This window comes from Acinetobacter sp. 24-47-67 (assembly GCF_056779735.1).
The window spans coordinates 604,923-624,970 of sequence record NZ_JBWYIK010000001.1 but is presented as its reverse complement, the minus strand read 5'-3'; the positions used below and the strand labels follow the sequence as shown (position 1 = coordinate 624,970).

The window sequence follows — 20,048 nt, the reverse complement described above, 5'->3', positions numbered from 1 at the left end:
CAATTGATAGACTAAGCAGAAGGATGACTCCGATGAATATGCTGATGTTGAGCAGATTGAAGCGATTAGTCATTGACGACATTCTCCTCATTAACAAATAAATGAATGAATACACCGAAGATACTGAGCGCAATACACATCATCCAAATAATATTGTAATTGCCTGTCATATCATGATTTAAGCCACCCAACCATCCTCCAAAAAATGAACCAACTTGGTGAGTGAAAAATACAATTCCACTTAGCATGGTGAGATATTTAACTCCAAACATATTCGCAACAATACCATTGGTAAGGGGGACGGTTGATAACCATAATAAACCCATAATGATGGCAAAACTATAAATCGTAAAGATCGAGAGTGGCAATGCGAGGAATAAAATGATGGCGATGCCACGTAGTCCATATAACCACATGAGCAATTTAGGTTTGGAATATTTATCACCCAGCCAACCAGCTGTGTAAGTTCCAACAATATTAAATAGCCCAACCAAGGCTAAAAACATAGTACCAGTGGTGGTGCTGAAACCATGGTCAGTTAAATAACCCGGCAAATGAATGCCCAAAAACACGACTTGAAATCCACAAACTAAAAATCCTAATGCTAACCAGATAAAAGGTTTGTGGTTTTTAGCAACAATGAGTATTTGTTTAAAACTTAAAGAAGGTTTAGCAATCGCATCAACTGCTTGAGGCGCTTGATACATTGGAGCTTTTAGCATCCAAGCCAAGGGTACAATTAATGCAATTAAAATCGCTGTGATGAGTAGCGCCGATGACCAACCAAAATTTTGTAAGAGTAAAAGTGTGGTTGGCAACATAATAAATTGCCCAAAAGAGCCTGCTGCGCTGGCAATACCCATAGCCATACTACGTCGACTTGGGTGCGCTGCACGTCCGACAGCAGAGAGCAAAACAGAAAATGAAGTAGCTGATAAAGCCAAACCAATGATTAGACCTAGACTAAGATTGATGAGAAGCCCTGTTGAGCTAAATGCCATCATCACAAGTCCAATCGCATATAAAGCGCCGCCTACGGCAACGACTTTTTTACTCCCATATTTATCTGCTAGCGCTCCCGTAAAGGGTTGAACAGCACCCCATAATAAATTTTGAAAGGCAATTGCTAAACTGAAAACTTGATGATTCCAATTAAACTCATGACTCATTGGAACTAAATACAAGCCAAATCCATGTCTGACACCTAAGGAGAGTGCCAAAATAAAAGCACTCCCAATGAGCATAAAGATGAGGGGTTTTGAAAATTTGGTTTCTGACATGGTTAATCCGCTTAGCATTTTTTGTAATTTTAAAAGATCAGTAGCATCATGACGACAGAATAAAAATTTATCAATCAATAAAATTTAGTTATTAGAATGAATAAAGCGGCACTTGGCCGCTTTATGAAGACTGATGGAAATTAGAATCGATAACCAATACCGGCATATCCCAGAATCGGATTAATTTCGATATCTGATTTTGCATTGATTAATTCACCAAGTTTAGCATCGTTTACTGTAATTGTTGTTTCACCTTTAAGATGCGCATAGGAAATTGACCCGACTGCAAACCAACGATCGTTGAAATCATAAGTAAAACCGGCAGTAGCTACAGGGGCGAAAGCATCTTTAGCTTCGAGTTTAACTTTAGGATTCGCAGTACTTTCAATTCCATCAAGTGCTTTCCCAGCTTCACCTAATTTGATGTTCGCAATTTTATGACCTGCAGCGACTAGATCAGCTTCAAGGTTGGAGTTCATTTCCAATTCATTGAAGTATGCATACATCAAACCAAGCCCTACATAAGGTCTAAATTTATTTACGCCTGTTTTACCAAAATGGTATTGGAATTCGAATGCTGGCGTCCATGCACGAGCTTCTGCTACTTTACCATGACCTGATAAATCAGTAATAAAGATGTCATCTTTTAAAGGTAAATCGTTTAGGATTGCTCCAATCCCTGTCGGGGTGGCGATGCCTGAAAGTGGAGCATAAATTTGTCCTTTCCCCTGAATATCGACTTTAGGTGGAATTCCAGCTTTCACTTCAAATGAAATATTGTCGGTGAAAAAATAGTTGGTCATGATTCCAAGTGTTGTGACATCATCTGCTTCCAGGCCAGTTCCTTGAGCTTGCCAATTATCAAGACCATTAATTGTGGCTTCACCAGAAGTATTGGCTCTCAGATAGGTTTTTTCATCTTTCTCGTAACTAATCAAATTTGCTGCATCTAAGGCTACAGCAGTTTTCAAGAGGCTTTTCTTAGCCTCTGCATCACTGGCACTGTCATCAATTGCATTCAGTACAGAGTCAACTTGCACATCCCCAACCTTCGTTTTTTCACCCTTAGCTACAGCAGTGTTAATATTAATCGGCTGAGCTTTACCCTGAGGCATTACATGTAATGCACCCACTGAAACCGAAAAACGTTTAAAGCCATCGCCATCTTTTAAACTAAAATAAGGTGAATCTGCATAACTGAAGACTGGAAAACTTAACGCACTGATGGATGCAACTAAGTAAGCTAGTTTTTTTTTCATTATGGAACTCCATGTCCAATACTGTAAATAAAAAGTGATTATTTTTGTATTTTTATTATCAAATTTATTTTCAGACACATTGTAGTAATAATTTGCCAATTATGTTTGGTTTTTGTTTGATTACAAAAAAAGAGGCAATTGCCTCTTTTCTTACTCTATGCTTTAGAAACGCATGCCAACCCCAGCATAGCCCAATATCGGGTTAATCTCGATATCAGCTTTTGAGTTGATTAACTCTTGTCCAGTATTTTCATTGACGACTGTGATCTTCGTTTCATTCTGCAAGTGGGCGTAACTAATAGATGCTACTGCATACCATGTATCATTAAAGTCGTAGGTGAATCCAACTGTAGCTATAGGTGCAAAAACATCAGTTGCTTCTAAATTAACTTTCATTTTTCCATTGGTATCTTTCTTATCGAGTGCTGCACCAGCATTTTGATTAATAATATTTTGGATCATATGCCCAGCGGCGACTAAATCTTTTTCAATACCTGGATCCATTTTTAGCTCATTAAAATAAGCGTACATTAATCCAACGCCAACGTAAGGGCGGAATTTATTAATCCCGGTCTCACCAAAACGATATTGTAATTCAAAAGCAGGGGTCCATGCTCTAGCTTCAGCAGCTTTTGAAGATTGTTCTAGATTAGTAATATGAATATTATTTTTGAGGTCTAAGTTCCCCGCAATTCCACCTAACGGTGCTGCAGTAGCTGAGAAGGGGGCTTTAATATTTCCAATACCTTTGATATCCACTTTAGGTGGAATTCCACCTTTTATTTCCACAGACAAATTATCTGTAAAGTGATAACTGCTCATGATGCCAACTGTTGTAACTTTATCAGCCTCCAAGCCCGTATTCGGATTATCCCATTCAGCTAATCCATTAATATAGGATTTTCCACTAATAGCCCCTGAGACATTGCCTTGAAAAGCAGAAATTAATTTAACAATACCTTCTACTAAATAATTTGGTTTACGATCTGGGTCAAGGTTATCGATTACCGTTGAAGCATTAATATCCCCAACTTTAGATTCATAATTGTCATTTATGACTGTTTTGACATTAAAAGGTTGGGCCTTACCTTGCGGCATTACATGTAATGCACCCACTGAAATTGAAAAACGCTTAAACCCCTCATCAGAAAGGCTGAAATATCCTGACTCCGCATAACTCAGAGTAGATAAGAATGAACTTGCGAATAATGTAGGAACTAAAAACTTCTTCATTGTTTGAAGGACTCCATGTCCAATTTTTAGTTCATTTTATATTCATTAAATCATCTAAATGCAAAGCAGTTTGTTCACTTGAAATCAAATTTATTATCCTAATTTACAATTGTTAAATTATTGAAAAATATGATATAAGTTAGATTTTAAAATGTATACTAATTGTCTTATTTTTCCTTTGTTAGTGATGGATTGGGCATATTGGGGTGTGGCTTCAATATGCCTCAAGTGTTTTAGAAGCGATAGCCTACACCAGCATAACCAATAATCGGGTTTACTTCTAAATCAACTTCCGATGAAAATAATGTTCCAAGTTTATCATCGTTGACTTCAATCGTGGTTTTACCTGTTAGGTGTGCATAACTAATAGAGGCTACTGCAAACCAGTTTTGATTGAAGTCGTAAGTAAATCCAAGCGTGGCTATTGGCGCAAAACTCAATTCGGACTCAAGTTTAACCTTGGGATTTGCTGTACTTTTTTTACCTTTAATTAATGCATCGCCACCGCGTCCATTTTTCATATTGGCAATCATGTGACCTGAATCAATTAAGTCTTTTTCAAGGCTTGGATTCAATTCTAATTCATTGAAGTATGCGACCATAAGTCCAAGCCCAACATAGGGTCTAAATTTATTGATCCCAGTCTGTCCAAAATGGTACTGCAATTCCCACATTGGGGTCCATGCACGTGCTGTCGCAATAGAATTTCCATGACTTTCAAGATCTGTAATTGGCAGATCATTCTTAAGATAGATTGTTGGTAAAGGTATACCTAAAAGTGTTGAATTTGCTTCGGCTGTAAATGGTGCTGTAATCTTACCTTTACCTTGAATATCTACTTTTGGGGGGAACCCAGCTTTACTCTCGAATGAGATCTTATCGTTGAAATGGTAATTGATCATGATGCCAAGTGTTGTAACATCATCTGCAGTCATTCCAGAACCATCCATACTCCAACTTTCAATGCCGCTTACAGTTGAAGTTCCACTTTGACTGGCTGGATAAGTATCACTAAAAGCATCAACGATCTTCAAAAGCGCTTGCATACTTTGATTTTCTTTTTCTTTATCAGGATCTAAGTTCTCAAAAACTGTAGAAAGCGTAATATCACCATTTTTTGCAACTTCACCATTTTTTACTGCTGTACGAATTTTAGGTGCCTTGGCTTTACCTTGAGGCATAACATGTAATGGTCCGACTGAAATTGAATATCGTTTAAACCCTTCAGTTTCATCCAGATTAAAAAATGATGATTCTGCATAAATAGTTGTAGATGCAAAAACAATAGGTACGACCATGCACCAGAATGCTTTTTTCGTCATTTTGGACTCCCTGTCCGATTTTGTTGCTAGTTGTTGTTTTACATTCTTTAAGTGTTATATAAACATAAAATGAATCAGTTTGAAAAGCGTTTTTACTCATTTTTTGTGATAAAAAATTTTTAAAAATCATGAATTTAAATTTTAAAAATCCAACATTTGTTAGGTTTGTTTGTTAATTTATTTCTTATTGAGTGACTTAGCAAAATAAAAAGTCAGATCAATTTAAATTGGTCTGACTTTTTTAACTTTATTAATTAACTAAAATTATTGAAATCGGGATAAATCCTCTTCAGGGCGAGCAGTTAATACCTCGACACCTGTTTTAGTGACTAAAACAGTATGTTCATATTGCGCAGATAATTTATGATCTTTCGTTACAACTGTCCATTTATCACCAAGAAGTTTAGTTTGCCATACACCAGCATTGACCATTGGTTCAATTGTAAATGTCATACCTTCTTCTAAAACCATGCCTGAATTTGGTTGACCGTAATGAAGCACTTGAGGTTCATCATGGAAAACAGTGCCAATACCATGACCACAATATTCACGAACGACACTGAAACGCTCTGACTCAACATATTTTTGAATCGCATGACCAATATCACCGATCGTCGAACCAGGTTTTACCGTAGCAATACCACGATACATTGCTTCTTGTGCAACTTTGCATAAGCGATCTGCAAGAATAGAAGTCTCGCCACCCACGATGTACATCATGTTGGTATCACCATGAAATCCATCTTTAATCACTGTGACATCAATATTCAAGATGTCACCTTTCTTTAAGATTTTGTTTTCAGAGGGAATACCGTGGCAAACCACATGGTTTACTGATGTGCAAATCGTATGCTGGAATGCAGGACGGCCAGGCGCAGCACCATAGCCTAGGCAAGCAGGAATGGCATCTTGTTTATTCACAATATAATCATGACAAATCGTATCCAATTCTAGTGTACTCACACCAGGCTTGATATGCGGTTTGATCATATCCAAAACTTCTGCCGCTAGTCGTCCCGCCACACGCATCTTTTCGATATCTTCAGCAGATTTAATTAAACGACGTGGTGCTTCATAAGTACTGTTCATGATCTTTAAAAACTTTTGGAAATTTGTGTGTGACTATGGTATAAATAGCCGCCCAATTTATCAAATGCTTTTCGTGAATAGATTCACTTAATCGGATGATATGTTGGTTAATAAAATCCGCACATATGTCGACACATTACTCTGGGTGCCCGTAAGGGTGGAGAATGCGGACATATGGAGGCCTAACCCAAACTTTTAAGGTAAAGAAAATGGCAGATTACAACGTAAGCATGCGCGACCTTCTTCAAGCTGGTGCGCACTTCGGTCACCAAACTCGCTTCTGGAATCCAAAAATGCGTCAATACATTTTTGGTGCGCGTAACAAAATTCACATCATCAACCTTGAGCACACTGTTCCTGCGTTAAATGATGCATTGAACTTTGTTAACAACCTAGCAAGCAAAAAGAACAAAGTATTGTTCGTTGGTACTAAACGTGCTGCTTCTAACATCATCCGTGAACAAGCTCAACGTGCTGGTCAACCATATGTAGATCACCGTTGGTTAGGTGGTATGTTGACGAACTGGAAAACTCTTCGTCAATCAATCAACCGTCTTAAAGATCTTCAAACTCAGTCTACTGACGGTACTTTCGCTAAGCTTACTAAACGTGAAGCTTTAGAGCGTACTCGTGAAATGGAAAAACTTGAACGTGCTCTTGGCGGTGTTAAGAACATGGGTGGTTTACCTGACGCATTGTTCATCATCGACGTTGACCACGAAGCGATTGCAATCAAAGAAGCTAAGAACCTTGGTATTCCAGTAATCGGTATCGTTGATACTAACTCTAACCCAGATAACGTTGATTTCGTTATTCCTGGTAACGATGATGCGATCCGCGCTGTAACTCTTTACGCTACTGCGATGGCTGATGCGATTATTGCTGGTAAAGAATACGCTCAAACTCAAGCTAATGCGCAAGCTAAAGGCGAAGAAGCTGCTAAAGAAGCTCCTGAGGCTTAATGCGATTTGATGCGGATTTGTCATTTTTGCGACACGTAATCGTGGCATCTTAAGCATCAATCAAGCAAAACGGCCCAGATGATTAATTTGGGCCGTTTTTGTTAACAGATACATATCTCGACCGAATTTAGGAGAATAACATGACTGCTATTACTGCAAGCATGGTTAAAGAGTTGCGTGATCGTACTGGTCTAGCAATGATGGAATGTAAAAAAGCGTTGACAGAAGCTGGTGGCGATATCGAGTTAGCGATCGACAACCTTCGTAAATCTGGTCAAGCAAAAGCTGCTAAAAAAGCAGGTAACATTGCTGCTGATGGCGCGATTACAATTGCTCAAGAAGGCAATAAAGCAATTCTTTTAGAAGTAAACTGTCAGACTGACTTCGTTGCTAAAGACGAAAACTTTGCTGGTTTCTCTGCGAAAGTTGCTGCTGCTGCGCTTGCTGCGAATGTAACTGATGCTGCTCAAATTGCTGAATTGAAACTTGAAGATGGTGCAACTGTAGAAGAAGCTCGTATTGCGCTTGTTCAAAAAATCGGTGAAAACATTCAAGTTCGTCGTGCTCAAATCGTTGAAGGTGAAAACCTTGCAGTTTACAAACACGGTTTAAAAATCGGTGTTGTAGTTTCATTTGCTGGTGATGCTGCTACTGGTAAAGGTATCGCAATGCACGTTGCTGCGTTCAACCCAGTTGCTGTAAATGCTGAAGGTGTTTCTGCTGAGTTAATCGCTAAAGAGAAAGAAATTGCTGAAGCAAAAGCAATTGAATCTGGTAAACCAGCGAATATCGTTGAAAAAATGGTAACTGGTTCAGTTGAAAAATACTTAAATGAAGTTGTTCTTGAGCGTCAAATGTACGTTATCGACAACGACAAGAAAGTTGCTGATGTTCTTAAGTCTACAGGTACAACTGTTGCTCAATTCGTACGTTTCGAAGTGGGTGAAGGTATTGAGAAAAAAGCTGAACTTTCTTTCGCTGAAGAAGTTGCTGCTGCTCAAGCTGCTGCAAAATAATTGATTCAATTATTTTGAAATAGAAAAAGCCCTTTAAGGGCTTTTTCTTTTTTTTGATGGGTCTAAATGATATAAACTTTAGGATGAAATAAAAATATAACTTAGAGATCAATATGTCTCAGAAATCAAAAATGAGTATTGTTGCGTTAATTGCAGTGGTGGTCGCAGCATATTTAGGTGTCGATTTAAAACAGGATTTAAAACAGAGTAATGAGCACGCACTAAATCCTACAGATGCAAGTACTCAATATAATGATGCTAACCAACGAGAACTATCCTCTGCGGATAATGATGATGCCGCAAAAATAGCGACACTTTTTCAAAAAAAGATGAGTGATGTGCAAGTTAGGGCTTCTGGAGAAGTTGTTGCAATATTAAATGATGATAATGAAGGATCTAGACATCAGAAATTTATTTTAAAACTTAATCATGGTCAGACAGTTTTGGTAGCTCATAATATAGACTTGGCACCACGTGTTGAGAATATTCAAAAAGGGGATATCGTCGAGTTCTATGGTGAATATGAATATACCGACAAGGGTGGTGTAATTCATTGGACTCACCATGATCCTAAAAAACTGCATATTGATGGTTGGTTAAAGCATCAGGGTCGAAGTTATCAATAATTTTTATAAAAATAAATATATGAGATGAGCAATTTCATTCTAGATTTAAAATGCAGGCGTGATAGTTTTTATGCAATTTTATAGGCGTAATATCCAGAAAAAAGATGCAAGAGTCTGCTAATTATCTTCATTTCAAAGAATTGGGCGGATTGGAATTATTAAAAGCTCAATTTCAACGTAAGCAATTTTCAAAACATGCTCATGAGGGCTATTGTATTGGTGTCATTGAAGATGGGGCACAAAGTTTTTACCGCTCTGGAAGGCTTCATATCGCACCTAAAGGCGATATTATTCTGGTGAATGCTGATGAAATACATACTGGTTCATCCGCTGTGGAAACTGGTTGGAAATATCGAGCAATTTACCCAACACCTGAAATGATATTAGATCTGAGTCGAGATTTTTTTACAACCAAGAATGCAGTCCCATGGTTCTCGGATGCAGTGATTCATGATTCGGGTTTGGCGAGGCAACTAGTATTTTTATTCGATTTATTTGAGCAGGGCGAGGATACTTTGCTTAAAGAAAGCCTCTATTTGACGACATTGGCCAGATTGATCTATTGCTATGGGCGGGCGAAATTGAGTCCAATCAACATACCAGAAATGAGAAAAAAAGTTGAACTAATAAAAGAACTTATGAGTAGTTTTCCTGAACATGACTATTCTCTACACGAGTTGTCTGCATATGTAGATACAAGCCCATGGCATTTATTACGTGAATTTAAAAAACATACGGGATTGCCTCCACATAGTTGGCTTGTTCAAAGAAGAATTCAAAAAGCTAAACAATTGCTTAAGCAGGGGGTGCGAATAACTGAGGTTGCACAACTCACTGGATTTTCTGATCAGAGTCATTTAAATCGACATTTTAAAAGTGCAATAGGTGTAACGCCTAGACAATATCTTTTGAACTATTAATTTTCCTTAAATTTGCGCCGCAATATTATTCAAGATCAATCATTACTCATCAGATGATAATAATCGATAAGTGAATCAGATTAAGATGTATTGATGAAAAAGATGAGTGATACAAAAAAGAATTTTATACATGGTGTGCTGGGTATTATGCCGTTGGCAATTGCAGTCATGCCATGGGGGGTATTGGCTGGCTCTTTGGCGATACAGACTGGATTGAATGCGATACAAGCTTTTGCAATGTCATTGTTTATGTTTGCTGGTGCTGCACAATTAGTGAGCTTAGGATTGGTTTCGGGGCAGGCTTCGCTGATGACAATCTATCTGACGATTTTTTTTCTGACGAGTCAGCATTTAATTTACGCGCTTAATTTTCGAAATGATGTTAGTAAATTTCCACTATTTAAACGTATTGTATTTGGCTTTCTGCTGACGGATGAATTATTTGCGGTTGGTGTAAAAAATAAATCACAACGCTCATTCGCATATTTATTTGGAGCAGGACTTTGTTTTTATATTTTTTGGCTGATATTTAGTTTATTTGGGATTGTGCTTGCTCACTTCATTCCTAATTTATCAAATTTGCATCTTGATTTCTCAGTCGTTGCACTGCTTATATTAATTATAGTGCCAATGATAAAAAATCTTACAATACTTGTTGGTGTTGTGATTACCATAATTTTTTCTTTAATTTTAGAAGCTTACCAAGTAAATGCAGCGTTAATTATTTCTGGTCTATGTGGAATGTTTGCCAGTGTGATAGTTGAAAAATGGCAAACAACAAAAGGGGATTAAAAATGAGCTGGATGCTTTTGCTGGGGTTGTCGATCATGATCTTTATTAATCGATATTTATTCTTGGAGCCAAGGGTAAATGTGCCACTTCCTAAAATTTTGAAACAGATGTTGAAATATTCTGCGCCATGTTTGTTGACTGCAATATGTGTACCGATTGTATTTTATGAAGCAGCAGAATTAAGGGTTATGTCGAGTAATCACTATTTATGGGCAGCAATATTTTGTGTACTGCTTGCGCTAATAAGTCAAAAAGTTATCAGTAATTTAGTTTTTACTTTACTGTTTTTCTATCTCATAAATTACTTAATTAGAGCATGAACATCGGGCTAAATTAAATTCTAATTTAACCCATGCTGTATTTGCTAATTTAAGCGCTGATTTGGCGTGATTTCCAATTGGGTAGTATCTTATCTAGGTAGGCATCCATACACCATAGAGGGCCAATCAGAAGGAATTGGAGGTCTTTAAAGAAAGATGGCTTTTTCCCTTCAATTTTGTGCCCGTAAAATTGACCTATCCAAGCCAAAACGAATAGAGCAATATAGAATCCTTTCCCGAATGGAAGAAAAATAATAAGCCAAGACATGACCAATAATAACGCTGCCATTGCAACCGCGAGTACAAGATCTAATCTTGCATAAAAGATGAGTGTTAACACCAGTAAAAGGGTAGTCAGTAATGCGCTGAAATGAGCGAGTATGCCAATGATCGAGAATAGAATCGTGGGTACGCAAATCCAGTGTAATGTTTTATTGGTTGGGTTTTGATGGCTATCACTATATTCATCTAACCATTCTGTAATTGTCTTCATCCTATTTCCTTCACTGATTATTTGAATTTTATTTATTCTATAAACTACATTATGACATAAGATGATAAATCAAGATTCTTTTTTGTATATTGGTCACATCAAAAAAAATTAAAAATAATAAAGCCACTCAATGAGTGGCTTGCCGTTAAATGCTTCGCTGAATCATGAGAACCTAAGAGTTTGGACCATCCACACGTTCGATGCTTACACGCGCAGTACCAGCATTGGTAATACCAAGAGATTTCGCAGCACCGTAAGATAAATCTACAACACGATTACCATGAAATGGGCCGCGATCATTTACTTTAACAACGACGCTTTTACCATTAGATTTATTCGTTACACGAATATAGCAATTAAGCGGTAAGCTACGATGCGCTGCAGTAAGTGCATTCATATCAAACGTCTCGCCACTTGCAGTTTTACGACCATGAAATTGACGACCGTACCAAGAAGCAACACCTGTTTGGCTAAAACGACGAACAGTGTTTGAAGCAACATTATTAAGTTTGTCAATCACTGAAGGCTCTTCAACAGGTACTTGAATTTTCGCTGCGATTGTTTCACGACGAATTTTATCACCTGAACTTTCAGTAATTGCTAAACTGTTTAAATTCGAGAAGTGTGAATTGAAACTTGTAGAGTCTTTGCTAATCACGCGTGAAGCAAGACTTGATTGGTCAACATCATTATTTAGATAAGAGGATTGAACCAACTCGGCATGAGTTTGAGTCAAAGCCAAACTAATACCTAATATTGATAACATTTTCAGCGAAGCATGCATCGTTTAACTCCTTGGAACCCTAAGTTAATTATCTAAGTTGCTGATAATTAACCTAAATGGTCTGTAAATTTACTTGTGCAACTGCATTTAACGGTAGTGGATGATATTCATCCTGATACAAAAGTGTCTAGCTTTATTTTCACTTTAGTTACAAAAACGACAAATTATCACAAAATATGGTTAAAAATTAATCAATATTGTAACAAAATATGTGAAATGTGCAAATAGTGAACTTAATCACAAAAATATTTATTGACTTTTGTGAAAACAAGTAGATTTATATTTATCTACTCGCGATTTCAGTCCCTAAAAGCCACAGTGCAGTTGCATACATTCGACTACGGTTATAGGTCGTAATGACTTGAAAATTAGGATATGTAAGGTAATAAGCTGGTCCATAATTTTCTTGTAGTTGAATCACATTGACCATGTCTAAGTCATCTATTTTAACAATAGGATTGAGTGGGCTAATGCCTTGAACTTTTAATGCACCATATGGAGTAGGTTGTGTTAAGTCTTTGGCTATGATGGCATCCGCATTATTTCCTTGGTAGCGTGCGGCAAAAGCAATCGGTTGATCTCGTTGCCAACCATGTTGAGCAAGATAATTTGCAATAGAACCAATTGCATCTACAGCAGAGTTTCTGAGATCGATATGACCATTACCGTCATAATCCACACCAAATTTCGGAATATTGCTTGGCATAAATTGAGCATAGCCCACAGCACCAGCATAAGAGCCAACGACTGAATTAGCTGGAATACCGTCCTTATAAGACCATGCAATCAAAGCGCTTAATTCGTCTTGAAAGTATTGTGCACGTCGTTCATATCCAAACCCTAAAGTGGCTAGGGCATCACGTGTGATGAATGAGCCTTTATTTGCCCCAAAACCTGTCTCTACGCCGAGAATACCGAGAATGATGGACTGGGGAACACCGAACTGCTGTTCTGCTCGATTTAAAGTGTCTGCATATTGATTTTTAAAACGCACACCACGTTGAATTGTACTTTCTGCTAAAAAATTCTTTTTATATTCGTACCAAGGCTTGCTTTCTCCTGGGCGATTCATAATGTTGATAATATTTGGTAGGTTTTTTGATCCATTCATGGCCCAGTCAACTTGCTCAGCACTCAAACCATAGGTCTGCATCGTTTTTAGTTTAAAATTTTGATATTGAGGATGTTGAGCGAAGTCATTGGCTTGAACAAAACTTGTGATCATAAACGCACTGAGTGCTAAACCAATACGTTGTAATTTAACATTAAAATTTTCAAATAACATAACAGCAGAAGATCCAATTATTATCGGTGGTAGACGCAAAGGTATAAGTGTTGATAAGGATTAAAAGTTCAACATCATTTGATTAATCGCAATGTTTATTAAGATAACATTAGGTCGTGATGGATTCACAAAAACCTACATAAAAAGTGTAAAAATGGATGAATTATGTCTTTTATTTATTCAATATTGTTGAACCATCTTTAAAACATAAAAAAACCTAGCTTTAGCTAGGTTTTTGATTAATCTGATTTATTCCTGAATAAATAGCGTGTCATGATATTCAGCTGCAGCTAACAATTCTTCTTTAGTGAAGTTAGGAATGAGCTTATCGATCGCAATATGAACAGCTTTGATAACCGCTGAAGAAGCGATATCAGACGCCTTACGTTTAATCATACCCAAATCTAGGGTCTTATTAAAATCATTCATAAAGTGACGAACTGCAGCTTCACCGAATTGTTTGTATTGTTCAGACAGAACTGCACGATTGACATCATTCCCTGCACGTACTTCTGCAAAGCTATTTTTTAAGTTTGTCACTAAATCAGCGGGTAATGGAGCACCGACACGATAATTACCCTCTGGATCTTTGAATAAACTCTTTTCAGAGAATTCAATCGATTGTCTCACGACGTCATTTGGTGCTTTACCCAATAACTGTTTAAGTAGTACCGATACTGTTGATTTAATATAACCAGCAAGTTTTTCAGCTGTTTCTCGTTTGTCACTTGCAGGGAAACGACGTACAAGTTCAACTAAAATTGCATCGATAATTTCATCATTAATAGCGAGTGCAGTTTGATCACGCAAAGGGTAAAGTGGTTCGTTTGAATTTTTTTTCTCAATTCCAGTTTGAATATTCTTTAACAAAGATTCAGATGGAATAAAACCAAAATATGACATCGTATAACCTCAACTATTCTTCAATTTATTGTCGCGCCAATCGAATTGGGCTTGGCATCCATGCAAAGTCCGATACACGACAAGGGTTAATGTCTAAACCACCACGGCGTGTATAAGTCGCATATACCATCAACTTTTCAGGATTAAAGTTTTCCCAAATATCTGCGTAGATTTGTTCAACGCATTGTTCGTGAAAGCCATTATGCTGACGATAGGAGATAATATAAGCTAAAATTGAACGATAACAAGGTTTTTTGCCACGATATCTTAAAAAAACTGTGCCCCAATCAGGCTGACCTGTGACTGGGCAGTTACTTCTTAATAAATGCGAATATAATTGAATTTCAACGATTTCTTCGGAAGACGCTGCATCGAGTTTAAGTAAGCTCGCATCAGGGTGGTTTTCAAGACGTTCAGGCTCATAATGGTCGATGCATATTCCTTCAGGCTGGGCAATATTCAACTGATCAACATCGAATAATTCAAGTCTGACTTCTGCATTGGCTGCTTTAGACAGATCACGCTCGACTGTCTCAATAAACTGATTTTGAGATTCAAATTGAGCAAAATTCAGACTATTGAAATATAGTTTAAGAGATTTGGACTCGATGAGATAAGGTGATGAAGCAGGAAGATGCATTCGACCAATTGCAACTTGAGGAATCCCTAACAGATTCAACCAAGAAATTTCAAAAATATGCCACCAATCAATTCCTTGTTGAATACCATCTACATGTGCGTACTTCGCTCGTGCTTCTGCGCGAGCAATTGGAAATAGCACCTCAGGTTGATATTCAGTTGGATAGTTGGTGTCTTTGCCTAAAAGAGATTGTTCAACGCTCATTATTCACGCATTCCTGAACCACGGGAGAGTAGGTGATAAGCGACCGCATATAGCACGGCGCAACACGCTGTGATTACTAATAAAGAGATAGATACATTTACATCGCTATGGCCAAGAATTCCATAACGGAATGCATTGACCATATATACGACAGGGTTAATCAAAGATAGATTTTGCCAAAATGGACTTAATGCAGAAATTGCATAGAATACCCCACCTAAATAGGTCAACGGAGTTAAAACAAAAGTGGGAATAATCGAAATATCATCAAATGACTTTGCATAGACCGCATTAATAAATCCACCTAATGCAAACAGTAGTGACGTAATCAGAACGGTATAAATTGTGACGAACCAGTTGGTAATATATAAGTCAGTAAAAAATAAACTCATCGCAGTCACAATGATAGCAACCAATAAGCCTCGAGCAACACCACCAAGCACATAACCCCAAAGTACGGCATGTAATGGCACAGGACTCATGATCAGTTCTTCAATACTTTTTTGAAATTTAGAACTAAAAAAGCTTGATGAAACGTTGGCATAACTATTAGTAATGACAGCCATCATAATTAGACCAGGTACTATGAACTGCATGTAGGTAAAGCCACCCATTTCCCCAATTCTTGAACCAACTAGATTTCCAAAAATCACAAAATACAGTGACATGGTAATTGCTGGTGGTAACAATGTTTGTGGCCAAATGCGCATAAATCTACGAATTTCCTTATGGATAATCGTATATAAAGCTACAGCGAGTTGGTTAAAATTCATTGCGCAGCTCCATCAAGATTCTTTTCGACCATTTTGACGAATAACTCTTCTAAACGATTTGATTTATTACGCATACTTCGAACTTGAATGTTCTGTGATTCTAGAAGTTGGAAAAGATCATTCATGCTATGTGCTTTATCAAGCGTAATTTCTAAGGTCACTGGATCAACCAAATTAAATTTCACACCAATAATGTCAAGTTGTATCGGTTCTATAGGTTCAGCCAAATCAAAAATGAAAGATTCTTCATTTAATTGATTTAAGAAGTTCTTCATGGTGGTGTCTTCTTTAATGACGCCACGATCAATAATTGCAATTTTGCGACACAGTACTTCTGCTTCTTCTAAATAATGTGTTGTGAGAATGATAGATGTACCTTTCTGATTCATTTCTGTTAAGAAGTCCCACATCGAGCGACGTAGTTCAATATCAACACCAGCAGTCGGTTCATCGAGAATTAACAGTTTCGGATCATGCATCATTGCTCGGGCAATCATAAGGCGGCGTTTCATTCCCCCAGATAGCATACGTGCTTGAGTAGAACGTTTTTCCCATAAACCTAATTTGGTCAGATACTCCTCTGCACGAGTTTCAGCAACTTTTTTTGGAATGCCGTAATAACCTGCTTGTGTGACTAAAATATCGAAAGTCTTTTCAAATTGCGCAAAGTTAAACTCTTGAGGGACTACACCCAAGCATTGTTTAGCTTGTGAAGGATGTGTATCGAGGTTATGACCAAAAATTTCGACAGTTCCTGCAGTTTTTTTTGTAAGAGAGCTGATGATGCCAATAGTGGTTGATTTACCTGCACCATTAGGGCCTAGAAGTGCATAAAATTCACCTTCTGGAACATCTAAATTAATTCCTTTTAATGCTTGAAAACCATTTCGATAGGTCTTCGACAAATCCCTTAAGGTCAATGCATCAGTCATGAATATCTCGAATGGTGAAAAGTTGAGATATTGTGAGTGATCTTGAAAAATAAACCAAGCTTTGTAATCAGAATTCTCTGTTTTGATGTTGAAACGCTGTATAAAGCATGAGCACTAAAAATTGGAAAGATATATAGTTGCTTTACCTTAGAGTTTTTTTTGTTATGATGTGCGCACTTCCTAAAATGCGCTCATAGCTCAACTGGATAGAGTACAGGTCTCCGAAGCCTGTGGCGTGGGTTCGAGTCCCGCTGAGCGCACCATTTCTTTTATGTTTTTCAAACAAAACATAGTCTGTCAATTAAAATATTTTTAGTAAATTTTTATCAAAATTTAATGATTAATCTGAATTGTTAATCTGAGTCGATTGCATCGTGAGATGCACCAATATTGACAAATTATAATATAATAATTCTCAAAATAAACATTAAAATGATAAATAAGTCACATAAAATTCACATGACCTATCTTAAGTTTGAATTGCGGCATTGGTGTATAAATCACATAAATTATGAATAATTCAAATAAGAGGTACAACAATGTACGAAGAAAAAGTTCTGATCCAAAATCGAATTTCGTGGGCGAGTATTTTCACTGGCGTTATTGTTGTATTAGCTATTTCAATTTTATTCTCATTACTTGGTGTTGCATTAGGTTTTGCACTCCTAGATCCACAATCTACCACTGATATTACAAATGGCTCAGGGATAGCAGTAAGCGTTTTGACAATTATTTCATTGTTAGTATCGTTGGCTATTGGTGGATTTGTTGAAGGTTAATTGGCTCAAGCTGATGGTGCAATCCATGGCTTTATTGTCTGGTCACTTTCATTGCTGTTAGGTATCTGGTTTGGTGCAATGACCATTAGCGGCGCGGCAAAAATTACTGGTAGTGCGATTAGTTCAGTCAGTAGTGCTGCGGGTAGTGTAGTAACAGGAATTGGTCAAGGTGGCATTAATTTAACTCAGATCGGAGTTCAAGCATTTGAGGAGTTAGTTCCTTTACCAAAGCTCGAAAATAGTGATGAAAAGATGTCTGAAGCATTGCACAAAACTGGGATTGAGGAATTGCAACCCGAATTCTTAAAAGCGCAGGGTGAATGGGCAAAGGAGCAAATTAAGGTTGCCGCAAAAGAGTTGATGATTCATCCAGATAACAGTGATGCTATTATTCAAAAGTTATCAGAACAATTAAAAACTCGTGCACAATCTGTGACTGCTTCAATTAATAAGAATGAAGTCAGTGCTGCTTTAGCGAAAAATTCATCTCTAACTCCGCAAGAAGCGAATCAAGCTGTCAATAATTTCCTTATACAGCAGAATAAATTCTTTAACGATTTAGAGGCGAATATTCAATCTGCTAAATTAAAATATGCTGAACTTAAAGATCAAGCACATGAAAAAGCAGCTGATGCGACTAAAGCTGCTGCAAAAGCTGCTTTATGGTCATTTATTGGTTTATTGATTGGATTGATTGTGACGATTTTTGCTGGACGTTTTGGTGTAAATCATTCAAATAATCGTTCACGTTATTTGGCTTAATTCTGAGCTTAAATTTAGAAATAAACGTTGCCCCATTAGGGTCGACTTTTTTAATAAGGTTTTTGTCTGTATTCGCGAAACCTATTCTTATCTATAAATAAAAAAGTTCAATTGTATTTTTTTAATACAGTTGTTGAAAAGTGTTAAAGTGACTTCACATCACATATTGAAAGTATTAAATTAAAAATCACAGTAGGTTGTAAATATTCAACGCTACTGACGAGTTGGACGGATCAATGACAGTTAGTTGAGTTCAGTTGAACAATAAATCTAACACTAGCCTTCCAACATAAAGCCCGCGTAAAGCGGGCTTTTTCATATCGGAATTATGCTTTAAACATGACCTCAACATCATATTTTCGAAATTCACTGAGCAGGTCTTGAATGATCGATCCACCCGTTTGTTCTGAAGCATTGAGCAGGACTTCTTTATTTTCAAGGCTATCAAAGCATTCTATGTGATTGATTTGCCATTGATGTTCTTGATCAGCTTGCTCAATGATAATACGTCGAGGCTGCAACGAGCCATCTGCTTGACGCGGAATAACATTGGTAATGGCGAGCTGGATTTTCTCCACCTGGTCATGGGCATGCAAGAAGGTGAGTACCCAATTTCCGACTTTTTTAAGATACATAGGATTATCTAAAGGATCAAATTCTAGAATTTGGCTGAATTTAGACATAAGGCACCTATTTATACCGTTGTTGTATGATCGTATTAATATATTTATGACAAAGATGTTCTACTTCGCCTTAGTCTAATAGCGGATGAGGTGGGCAGTGTTGAATGAATGAAAAATAATAAAAAATATTTAATTATCATGTAATTATATTATTTTAATTATTAGTGTAAATTTTAGTTTAATCGTTTAAAAGTATTAAAAAATAGTTAATTTCTCACTTTGAGCTTTAGGTTCAAAGTGAGAGTCGTGAAATATTGCTTAAAGTGAATCAATTAAAGTTTTTTCTAAGGCTTTTTTTAAATAGGGGTCCAAGTCTTCTTGTCTTAGTAACCATGAAACATAATCACTTGGAAGATCTACAATGGCTGTCCCACGATGTTTACCGAAGTTAATTGTACGAGGAATACGTGCATCTTCAGATACTTCATAGAGTTCTTCAATGTTTTGAATACCCAAATGATGAATAATGTGCATTAAAATATTTGCAGTCAAAATAATATCTGCGTCAGCTCGATGGGCACCTTTTAACATCTCTCTAGCTTTGCTACTGCCTTTACTAATCATATAAATTAAAGCAGAAATGTTGTGTGCTTCTGCATGAGGCCAAACTAGTCGAGAAAGAGCGAGTGTACAGATGGCTTTAATATGACTTGTTTCAACGCCGCATTGCTGAATAGCTCGAATATCATAATCAATATTATGACCAATAATATACGTCGTTTCTTGAGGTAACTCGAAGGTTCTGAAGTTGGGTTGATCTACTAAATCGCTTTCAAGAATATGATGAACCGCCATTGCAGCATAGGAAATTTTTTCGTCACCAATGCTATATAGTTGGTCAAAGATTTTTTCGCGATCAAGACTTAATTTGCCTTGTTCAATCTGAATAGGAGCATATGCAATTTCTATGGGCAAACCGTTCAATGTATGGGTTTCAGTATCCAAGATAATGGCTTGCATGCAAATGTCCAAGTAAATGATAAAGATGTAA

The 20,048-nt window shown here is 37.1% G+C and carries 22 protein-coding genes and 1 tRNA gene; 9 read left to right on the top strand and 14 right to left on the bottom strand.

Annotation, left to right across the window (positions count from 1 at the left end):
- Positions 1–65 precede the first annotated feature (65 nt).
- The 5 genes from AC1M9K_RS03225 to map form a co-directional block, all read right to left on the bottom strand.
- Positions 66–1,280, bottom strand: coding sequence for an MFS transporter (locus AC1M9K_RS03225; protein WP_481588481.1), 1,215 nt, complete (start codon positions 1,278–1,280; stop codon positions 66–68).
- Positions 1,281–1,420: 140 nt separating this feature from the next.
- Entirely contained in the window at positions 1,421–2,539 is a 1,119-nt protein-coding gene (locus tag AC1M9K_RS03220) for an OmpW/AlkL family protein (protein WP_481588480.1), read from the bottom strand.
- 162 nt (positions 2,540–2,701) lie between these two features.
- Positions 2,702–3,772, bottom strand: coding sequence for an OmpW/AlkL family protein (locus AC1M9K_RS03215; RefSeq protein WP_035265681.1), 1,071 nt, complete (start codon positions 3,770–3,772; stop codon positions 2,702–2,704).
- 233 nt (positions 3,773–4,005) lie between these two features.
- Complete coding sequence (locus AC1M9K_RS03210) at positions 4,006–5,094, bottom strand: OmpW/AlkL family protein (RefSeq protein WP_081403241.1); 1,089 nt, start codon at positions 5,092–5,094, stop codon at positions 4,006–4,008.
- A 264-nt stretch (positions 5,095–5,358) separates the two neighbouring features.
- On the bottom strand, positions 5,359–6,183 hold the full coding sequence (gene map / locus AC1M9K_RS03205) for a type I methionyl aminopeptidase (protein WP_035265682.1): 825 nt from the start codon (positions 6,181–6,183) through the stop codon (positions 5,359–5,361).
- 209 nt (positions 6,184–6,392) lie between these two features.
- On the opposite strand from map, the gene rpsB reads away from it, so the two are divergent.
- The 6 genes from rpsB (at position 6,393) to AC1M9K_RS03175 (ending at position 10,819) form a co-directional block, all read left to right on the top strand.
- Positions 6,393–7,145, top strand: coding sequence for a 30S ribosomal protein S2 (rpsB, locus tag AC1M9K_RS03200; protein ID WP_035265684.1), 753 nt, complete (start codon positions 6,393–6,395; stop codon positions 7,143–7,145).
- 140 nt (positions 7,146–7,285) lie between these two features.
- Positions 7,286–8,161: a translation elongation factor Ts gene (tsf, locus tag AC1M9K_RS03195; RefSeq protein ID WP_035265686.1), complete on the top strand. Its 876-nt coding sequence runs from the start codon at positions 7,286–7,288 to the stop codon at positions 8,159–8,161.
- 113 nt (positions 8,162–8,274) lie between these two features.
- Complete coding sequence (locus tag AC1M9K_RS03190) at positions 8,275–8,787, top strand: DUF3465 domain-containing protein (protein ID WP_481588479.1); 513 nt, start codon at positions 8,275–8,277, stop codon at positions 8,785–8,787.
- A gap of 104 nt (positions 8,788–8,891) precedes the next feature.
- Complete coding sequence (locus AC1M9K_RS03185) at positions 8,892–9,707, top strand: helix-turn-helix transcriptional regulator (RefSeq protein ID WP_481588478.1); 816 nt, start codon at positions 8,892–8,894, stop codon at positions 9,705–9,707.
- A gap of 93 nt (positions 9,708–9,800) precedes the next feature.
- Positions 9,801–10,499 carry an AzlC family ABC transporter permease gene (locus AC1M9K_RS03180; RefSeq protein WP_481588477.1) on the top strand — a complete coding sequence of 233 codons (699 nt, stop codon included), beginning with the start codon at positions 9,801–9,803 and terminating at the stop codon, positions 10,497–10,499.
- A gap of 2 nt (positions 10,500–10,501) precedes the next feature.
- Positions 10,502–10,819: an AzlD domain-containing protein gene (locus AC1M9K_RS03175; RefSeq protein WP_481588476.1), complete on the top strand. Its 318-nt coding sequence runs from the start codon at positions 10,502–10,504 to the stop codon at positions 10,817–10,819.
- 49 nt (positions 10,820–10,868) lie between these two features.
- Here the strand turns inward: AC1M9K_RS03175 and AC1M9K_RS03170 are convergent, their stop codons facing one another.
- The 7 genes from AC1M9K_RS03170 to AC1M9K_RS03140 all read right to left on the bottom strand — a co-directional run bounded on the left by AC1M9K_RS03170 (position 10,869) and on the right by AC1M9K_RS03140 (position 16,833).
- Complete coding sequence (locus AC1M9K_RS03170) at positions 10,869–11,312, bottom strand: Mpo1 family 2-hydroxy fatty acid dioxygenase (protein WP_481588475.1); 444 nt, start codon at positions 11,310–11,312, stop codon at positions 10,869–10,871.
- A gap of 172 nt (positions 11,313–11,484) precedes the next feature.
- Positions 11,485–12,096: a septal ring lytic transglycosylase RlpA family protein gene (locus tag AC1M9K_RS03165; protein WP_218947276.1), complete on the bottom strand. Its 612-nt coding sequence runs from the start codon at positions 12,094–12,096 to the stop codon at positions 11,485–11,487.
- 283 nt (positions 12,097–12,379) lie between these two features.
- The gene (gene mltB / locus AC1M9K_RS03160; RefSeq protein ID WP_481588567.1) at positions 12,380–13,321 is read right to left on the bottom strand and encodes a lytic murein transglycosylase B; all 942 of its coding nucleotides are present in this window, start codon (positions 13,319–13,321) and stop codon (positions 12,380–12,382) included.
- A gap of 309 nt (positions 13,322–13,630) precedes the next feature.
- The gene (locus tag AC1M9K_RS03155) at positions 13,631–14,284 is read right to left on the bottom strand and encodes a hypothetical protein (RefSeq protein ID WP_035265692.1); all 654 of its coding nucleotides are present in this window, start codon (positions 14,282–14,284) and stop codon (positions 13,631–13,633) included.
- Between the two features lie 25 nt (positions 14,285–14,309).
- Entirely contained in the window at positions 14,310–15,128 is an 819-nt protein-coding gene (queF, locus tag AC1M9K_RS03150; protein WP_481588474.1) for an NADPH-dependent 7-cyano-7-deazaguanine reductase QueF, read from the bottom strand.
- Positions 15,128–15,901: an ABC transporter permease gene (locus AC1M9K_RS03145; protein ID WP_092766033.1), complete on the bottom strand. Its 774-nt coding sequence runs from the start codon at positions 15,899–15,901 to the stop codon at positions 15,128–15,130. Before AC1M9K_RS03145 ends, queF begins: the two co-directional genes overlap by 1 nt.
- Positions 15,898–16,833, bottom strand: a complete 936-nt coding sequence (locus tag AC1M9K_RS03140) for an ABC transporter ATP-binding protein (protein WP_180027530.1) — start codon at positions 16,831–16,833, stop codon at positions 15,898–15,900. The genes AC1M9K_RS03145 and AC1M9K_RS03140 overlap by 4 nt, the downstream gene beginning before the upstream one ends.
- Positions 16,834–17,020: 187 nt before the next feature.
- Between AC1M9K_RS03140 and AC1M9K_RS03135 the strand changes: the two genes are divergently transcribed.
- The 3 genes from AC1M9K_RS03135 (at position 17,021) to AC1M9K_RS03125 (ending at position 18,374) form a co-directional block, all read left to right on the top strand.
- Positions 17,021–17,096 (top strand) — tRNA-Arg (locus AC1M9K_RS03135).
- 276 nt (positions 17,097–17,372) lie between these two features.
- On the top strand, positions 17,373–17,612 hold the full coding sequence (locus AC1M9K_RS03130) for a hypothetical protein (RefSeq protein WP_228143064.1): 240 nt from the start codon (positions 17,373–17,375) through the stop codon (positions 17,610–17,612).
- The gene (locus AC1M9K_RS03125) at positions 17,613–18,374 is read left to right on the top strand and encodes a hypothetical protein (protein ID WP_481588473.1); all 762 of its coding nucleotides are present in this window, start codon (positions 17,613–17,615) and stop codon (positions 18,372–18,374) included.
- A 326-nt stretch (positions 18,375–18,700) separates the two neighbouring features.
- On the opposite strand, the gene AC1M9K_RS03120 is transcribed toward AC1M9K_RS03125, so the two are convergent.
- Both AC1M9K_RS03120 and AC1M9K_RS03115 read right to left on the bottom strand, forming a co-directional pair.
- Positions 18,701–19,057 carry a hypothetical protein gene (locus tag AC1M9K_RS03120; RefSeq protein WP_481588472.1) on the bottom strand — a complete coding sequence of 119 codons (357 nt, stop codon included), beginning with the start codon at positions 19,055–19,057 and terminating at the stop codon, positions 18,701–18,703.
- A gap of 258 nt (positions 19,058–19,315) precedes the next feature.
- Positions 19,316–20,017: a putative quorum-sensing-regulated virulence factor gene (locus AC1M9K_RS03115; RefSeq protein ID WP_481588471.1), complete on the bottom strand. Its 702-nt coding sequence runs from the start codon at positions 20,015–20,017 to the stop codon at positions 19,316–19,318.
- Between the last annotated feature and the right edge of the window lie 31 nt (positions 20,018–20,048).

What these genes read in the sequence shown, in the direction of transcription:
- tsf (WP_035265686.1), top strand. Translation starts at nt 7,286, where the DNA reads ATGACTGCTATTACTGCAAGCATGGTTAAAGAGTTGCGTGATCGTACT.
- rpsB (WP_035265684.1), top strand. Translation starts at nt 6,393, where the DNA reads ATGGCAGATTACAACGTAAGCATGCGCGACCTTCTTCAAGCTGGTGCG.
- AC1M9K_RS03170 (WP_481588475.1), bottom strand. Translation starts at nt 11,312, where the DNA reads ATGAAGACAATTACAGAATGGTTAGATGAATATAGTGATAGCCATCAA.
- AC1M9K_RS03175 (WP_481588476.1), top strand. Translation starts at nt 10,502, where the DNA reads ATGAGCTGGATGCTTTTGCTGGGGTTGTCGATCATGATCTTTATTAAT.
- AC1M9K_RS03140 (WP_180027530.1), bottom strand. Translation starts at nt 16,833, where the DNA reads ATGACTGATGCATTGACCTTAAGGGATTTGTCGAAGACCTATCGAAAT.
- AC1M9K_RS03225 (WP_481588481.1), bottom strand. Translation starts at nt 1,280, where the DNA reads ATGTCAGAAACCAAATTTTCAAAACCCCTCATCTTTATGCTCATTGGG.
- AC1M9K_RS03185 (WP_481588478.1), top strand. Translation starts at nt 8,892, where the DNA reads ATGCAAGAGTCTGCTAATTATCTTCATTTCAAAGAATTGGGCGGATTG.
- AC1M9K_RS03180 (WP_481588477.1), top strand. Translation starts at nt 9,801, where the DNA reads ATGAAAAAGATGAGTGATACAAAAAAGAATTTTATACATGGTGTGCTG.
- AC1M9K_RS03190 (WP_481588479.1), top strand. Translation starts at nt 8,275, where the DNA reads ATGTCTCAGAAATCAAAAATGAGTATTGTTGCGTTAATTGCAGTGGTG.
- AC1M9K_RS03215 (WP_035265681.1), bottom strand. Translation starts at nt 3,772, where the DNA reads ATGAAGAAGTTTTTAGTTCCTACATTATTCGCAAGTTCATTCTTATCT.
- mltB (WP_481588567.1), bottom strand. Translation starts at nt 13,321, where the DNA reads ATGATCACAAGTTTTGTTCAAGCCAATGACTTCGCTCAACATCCTCAA.
- AC1M9K_RS03210 (WP_081403241.1), bottom strand. Translation starts at nt 5,094, where the DNA reads ATGACGAAAAAAGCATTCTGGTGCATGGTCGTACCTATTGTTTTTGCA.
- AC1M9K_RS03165 (WP_218947276.1), bottom strand. Translation starts at nt 12,096, where the DNA reads ATGCATGCTTCGCTGAAAATGTTATCAATATTAGGTATTAGTTTGGCT.
- AC1M9K_RS03145 (WP_092766033.1), bottom strand. Translation starts at nt 15,901, where the DNA reads ATGAATTTTAACCAACTCGCTGTAGCTTTATATACGATTATCCATAAG.
- queF (WP_481588474.1), bottom strand. Translation starts at nt 15,128, where the DNA reads ATGAGCGTTGAACAATCTCTTTTAGGCAAAGACACCAACTATCCAACT.
- AC1M9K_RS03130 (WP_228143064.1), top strand. Translation starts at nt 17,373, where the DNA reads ATGTACGAAGAAAAAGTTCTGATCCAAAATCGAATTTCGTGGGCGAGT.
- map (WP_035265682.1), bottom strand. Translation starts at nt 6,183, where the DNA reads ATGAACAGTACTTATGAAGCACCACGTCGTTTAATTAAATCTGCTGAA.
- AC1M9K_RS03115 (WP_481588471.1), bottom strand. Translation starts at nt 20,017, where the DNA reads ATGCAAGCCATTATCTTGGATACTGAAACCCATACATTGAACGGTTTG.
- AC1M9K_RS03155 (WP_035265692.1), bottom strand. Translation starts at nt 14,284, where the DNA reads ATGTCATATTTTGGTTTTATTCCATCTGAATCTTTGTTAAAGAATATT.
- AC1M9K_RS03120 (WP_481588472.1), bottom strand. Translation starts at nt 19,057, where the DNA reads ATGTCTAAATTCAGCCAAATTCTAGAATTTGATCCTTTAGATAATCCT.
- AC1M9K_RS03220 (WP_481588480.1), bottom strand. Translation starts at nt 2,539, where the DNA reads ATGAAAAAAAAACTAGCTTACTTAGTTGCATCCATCAGTGCGTTAAGT.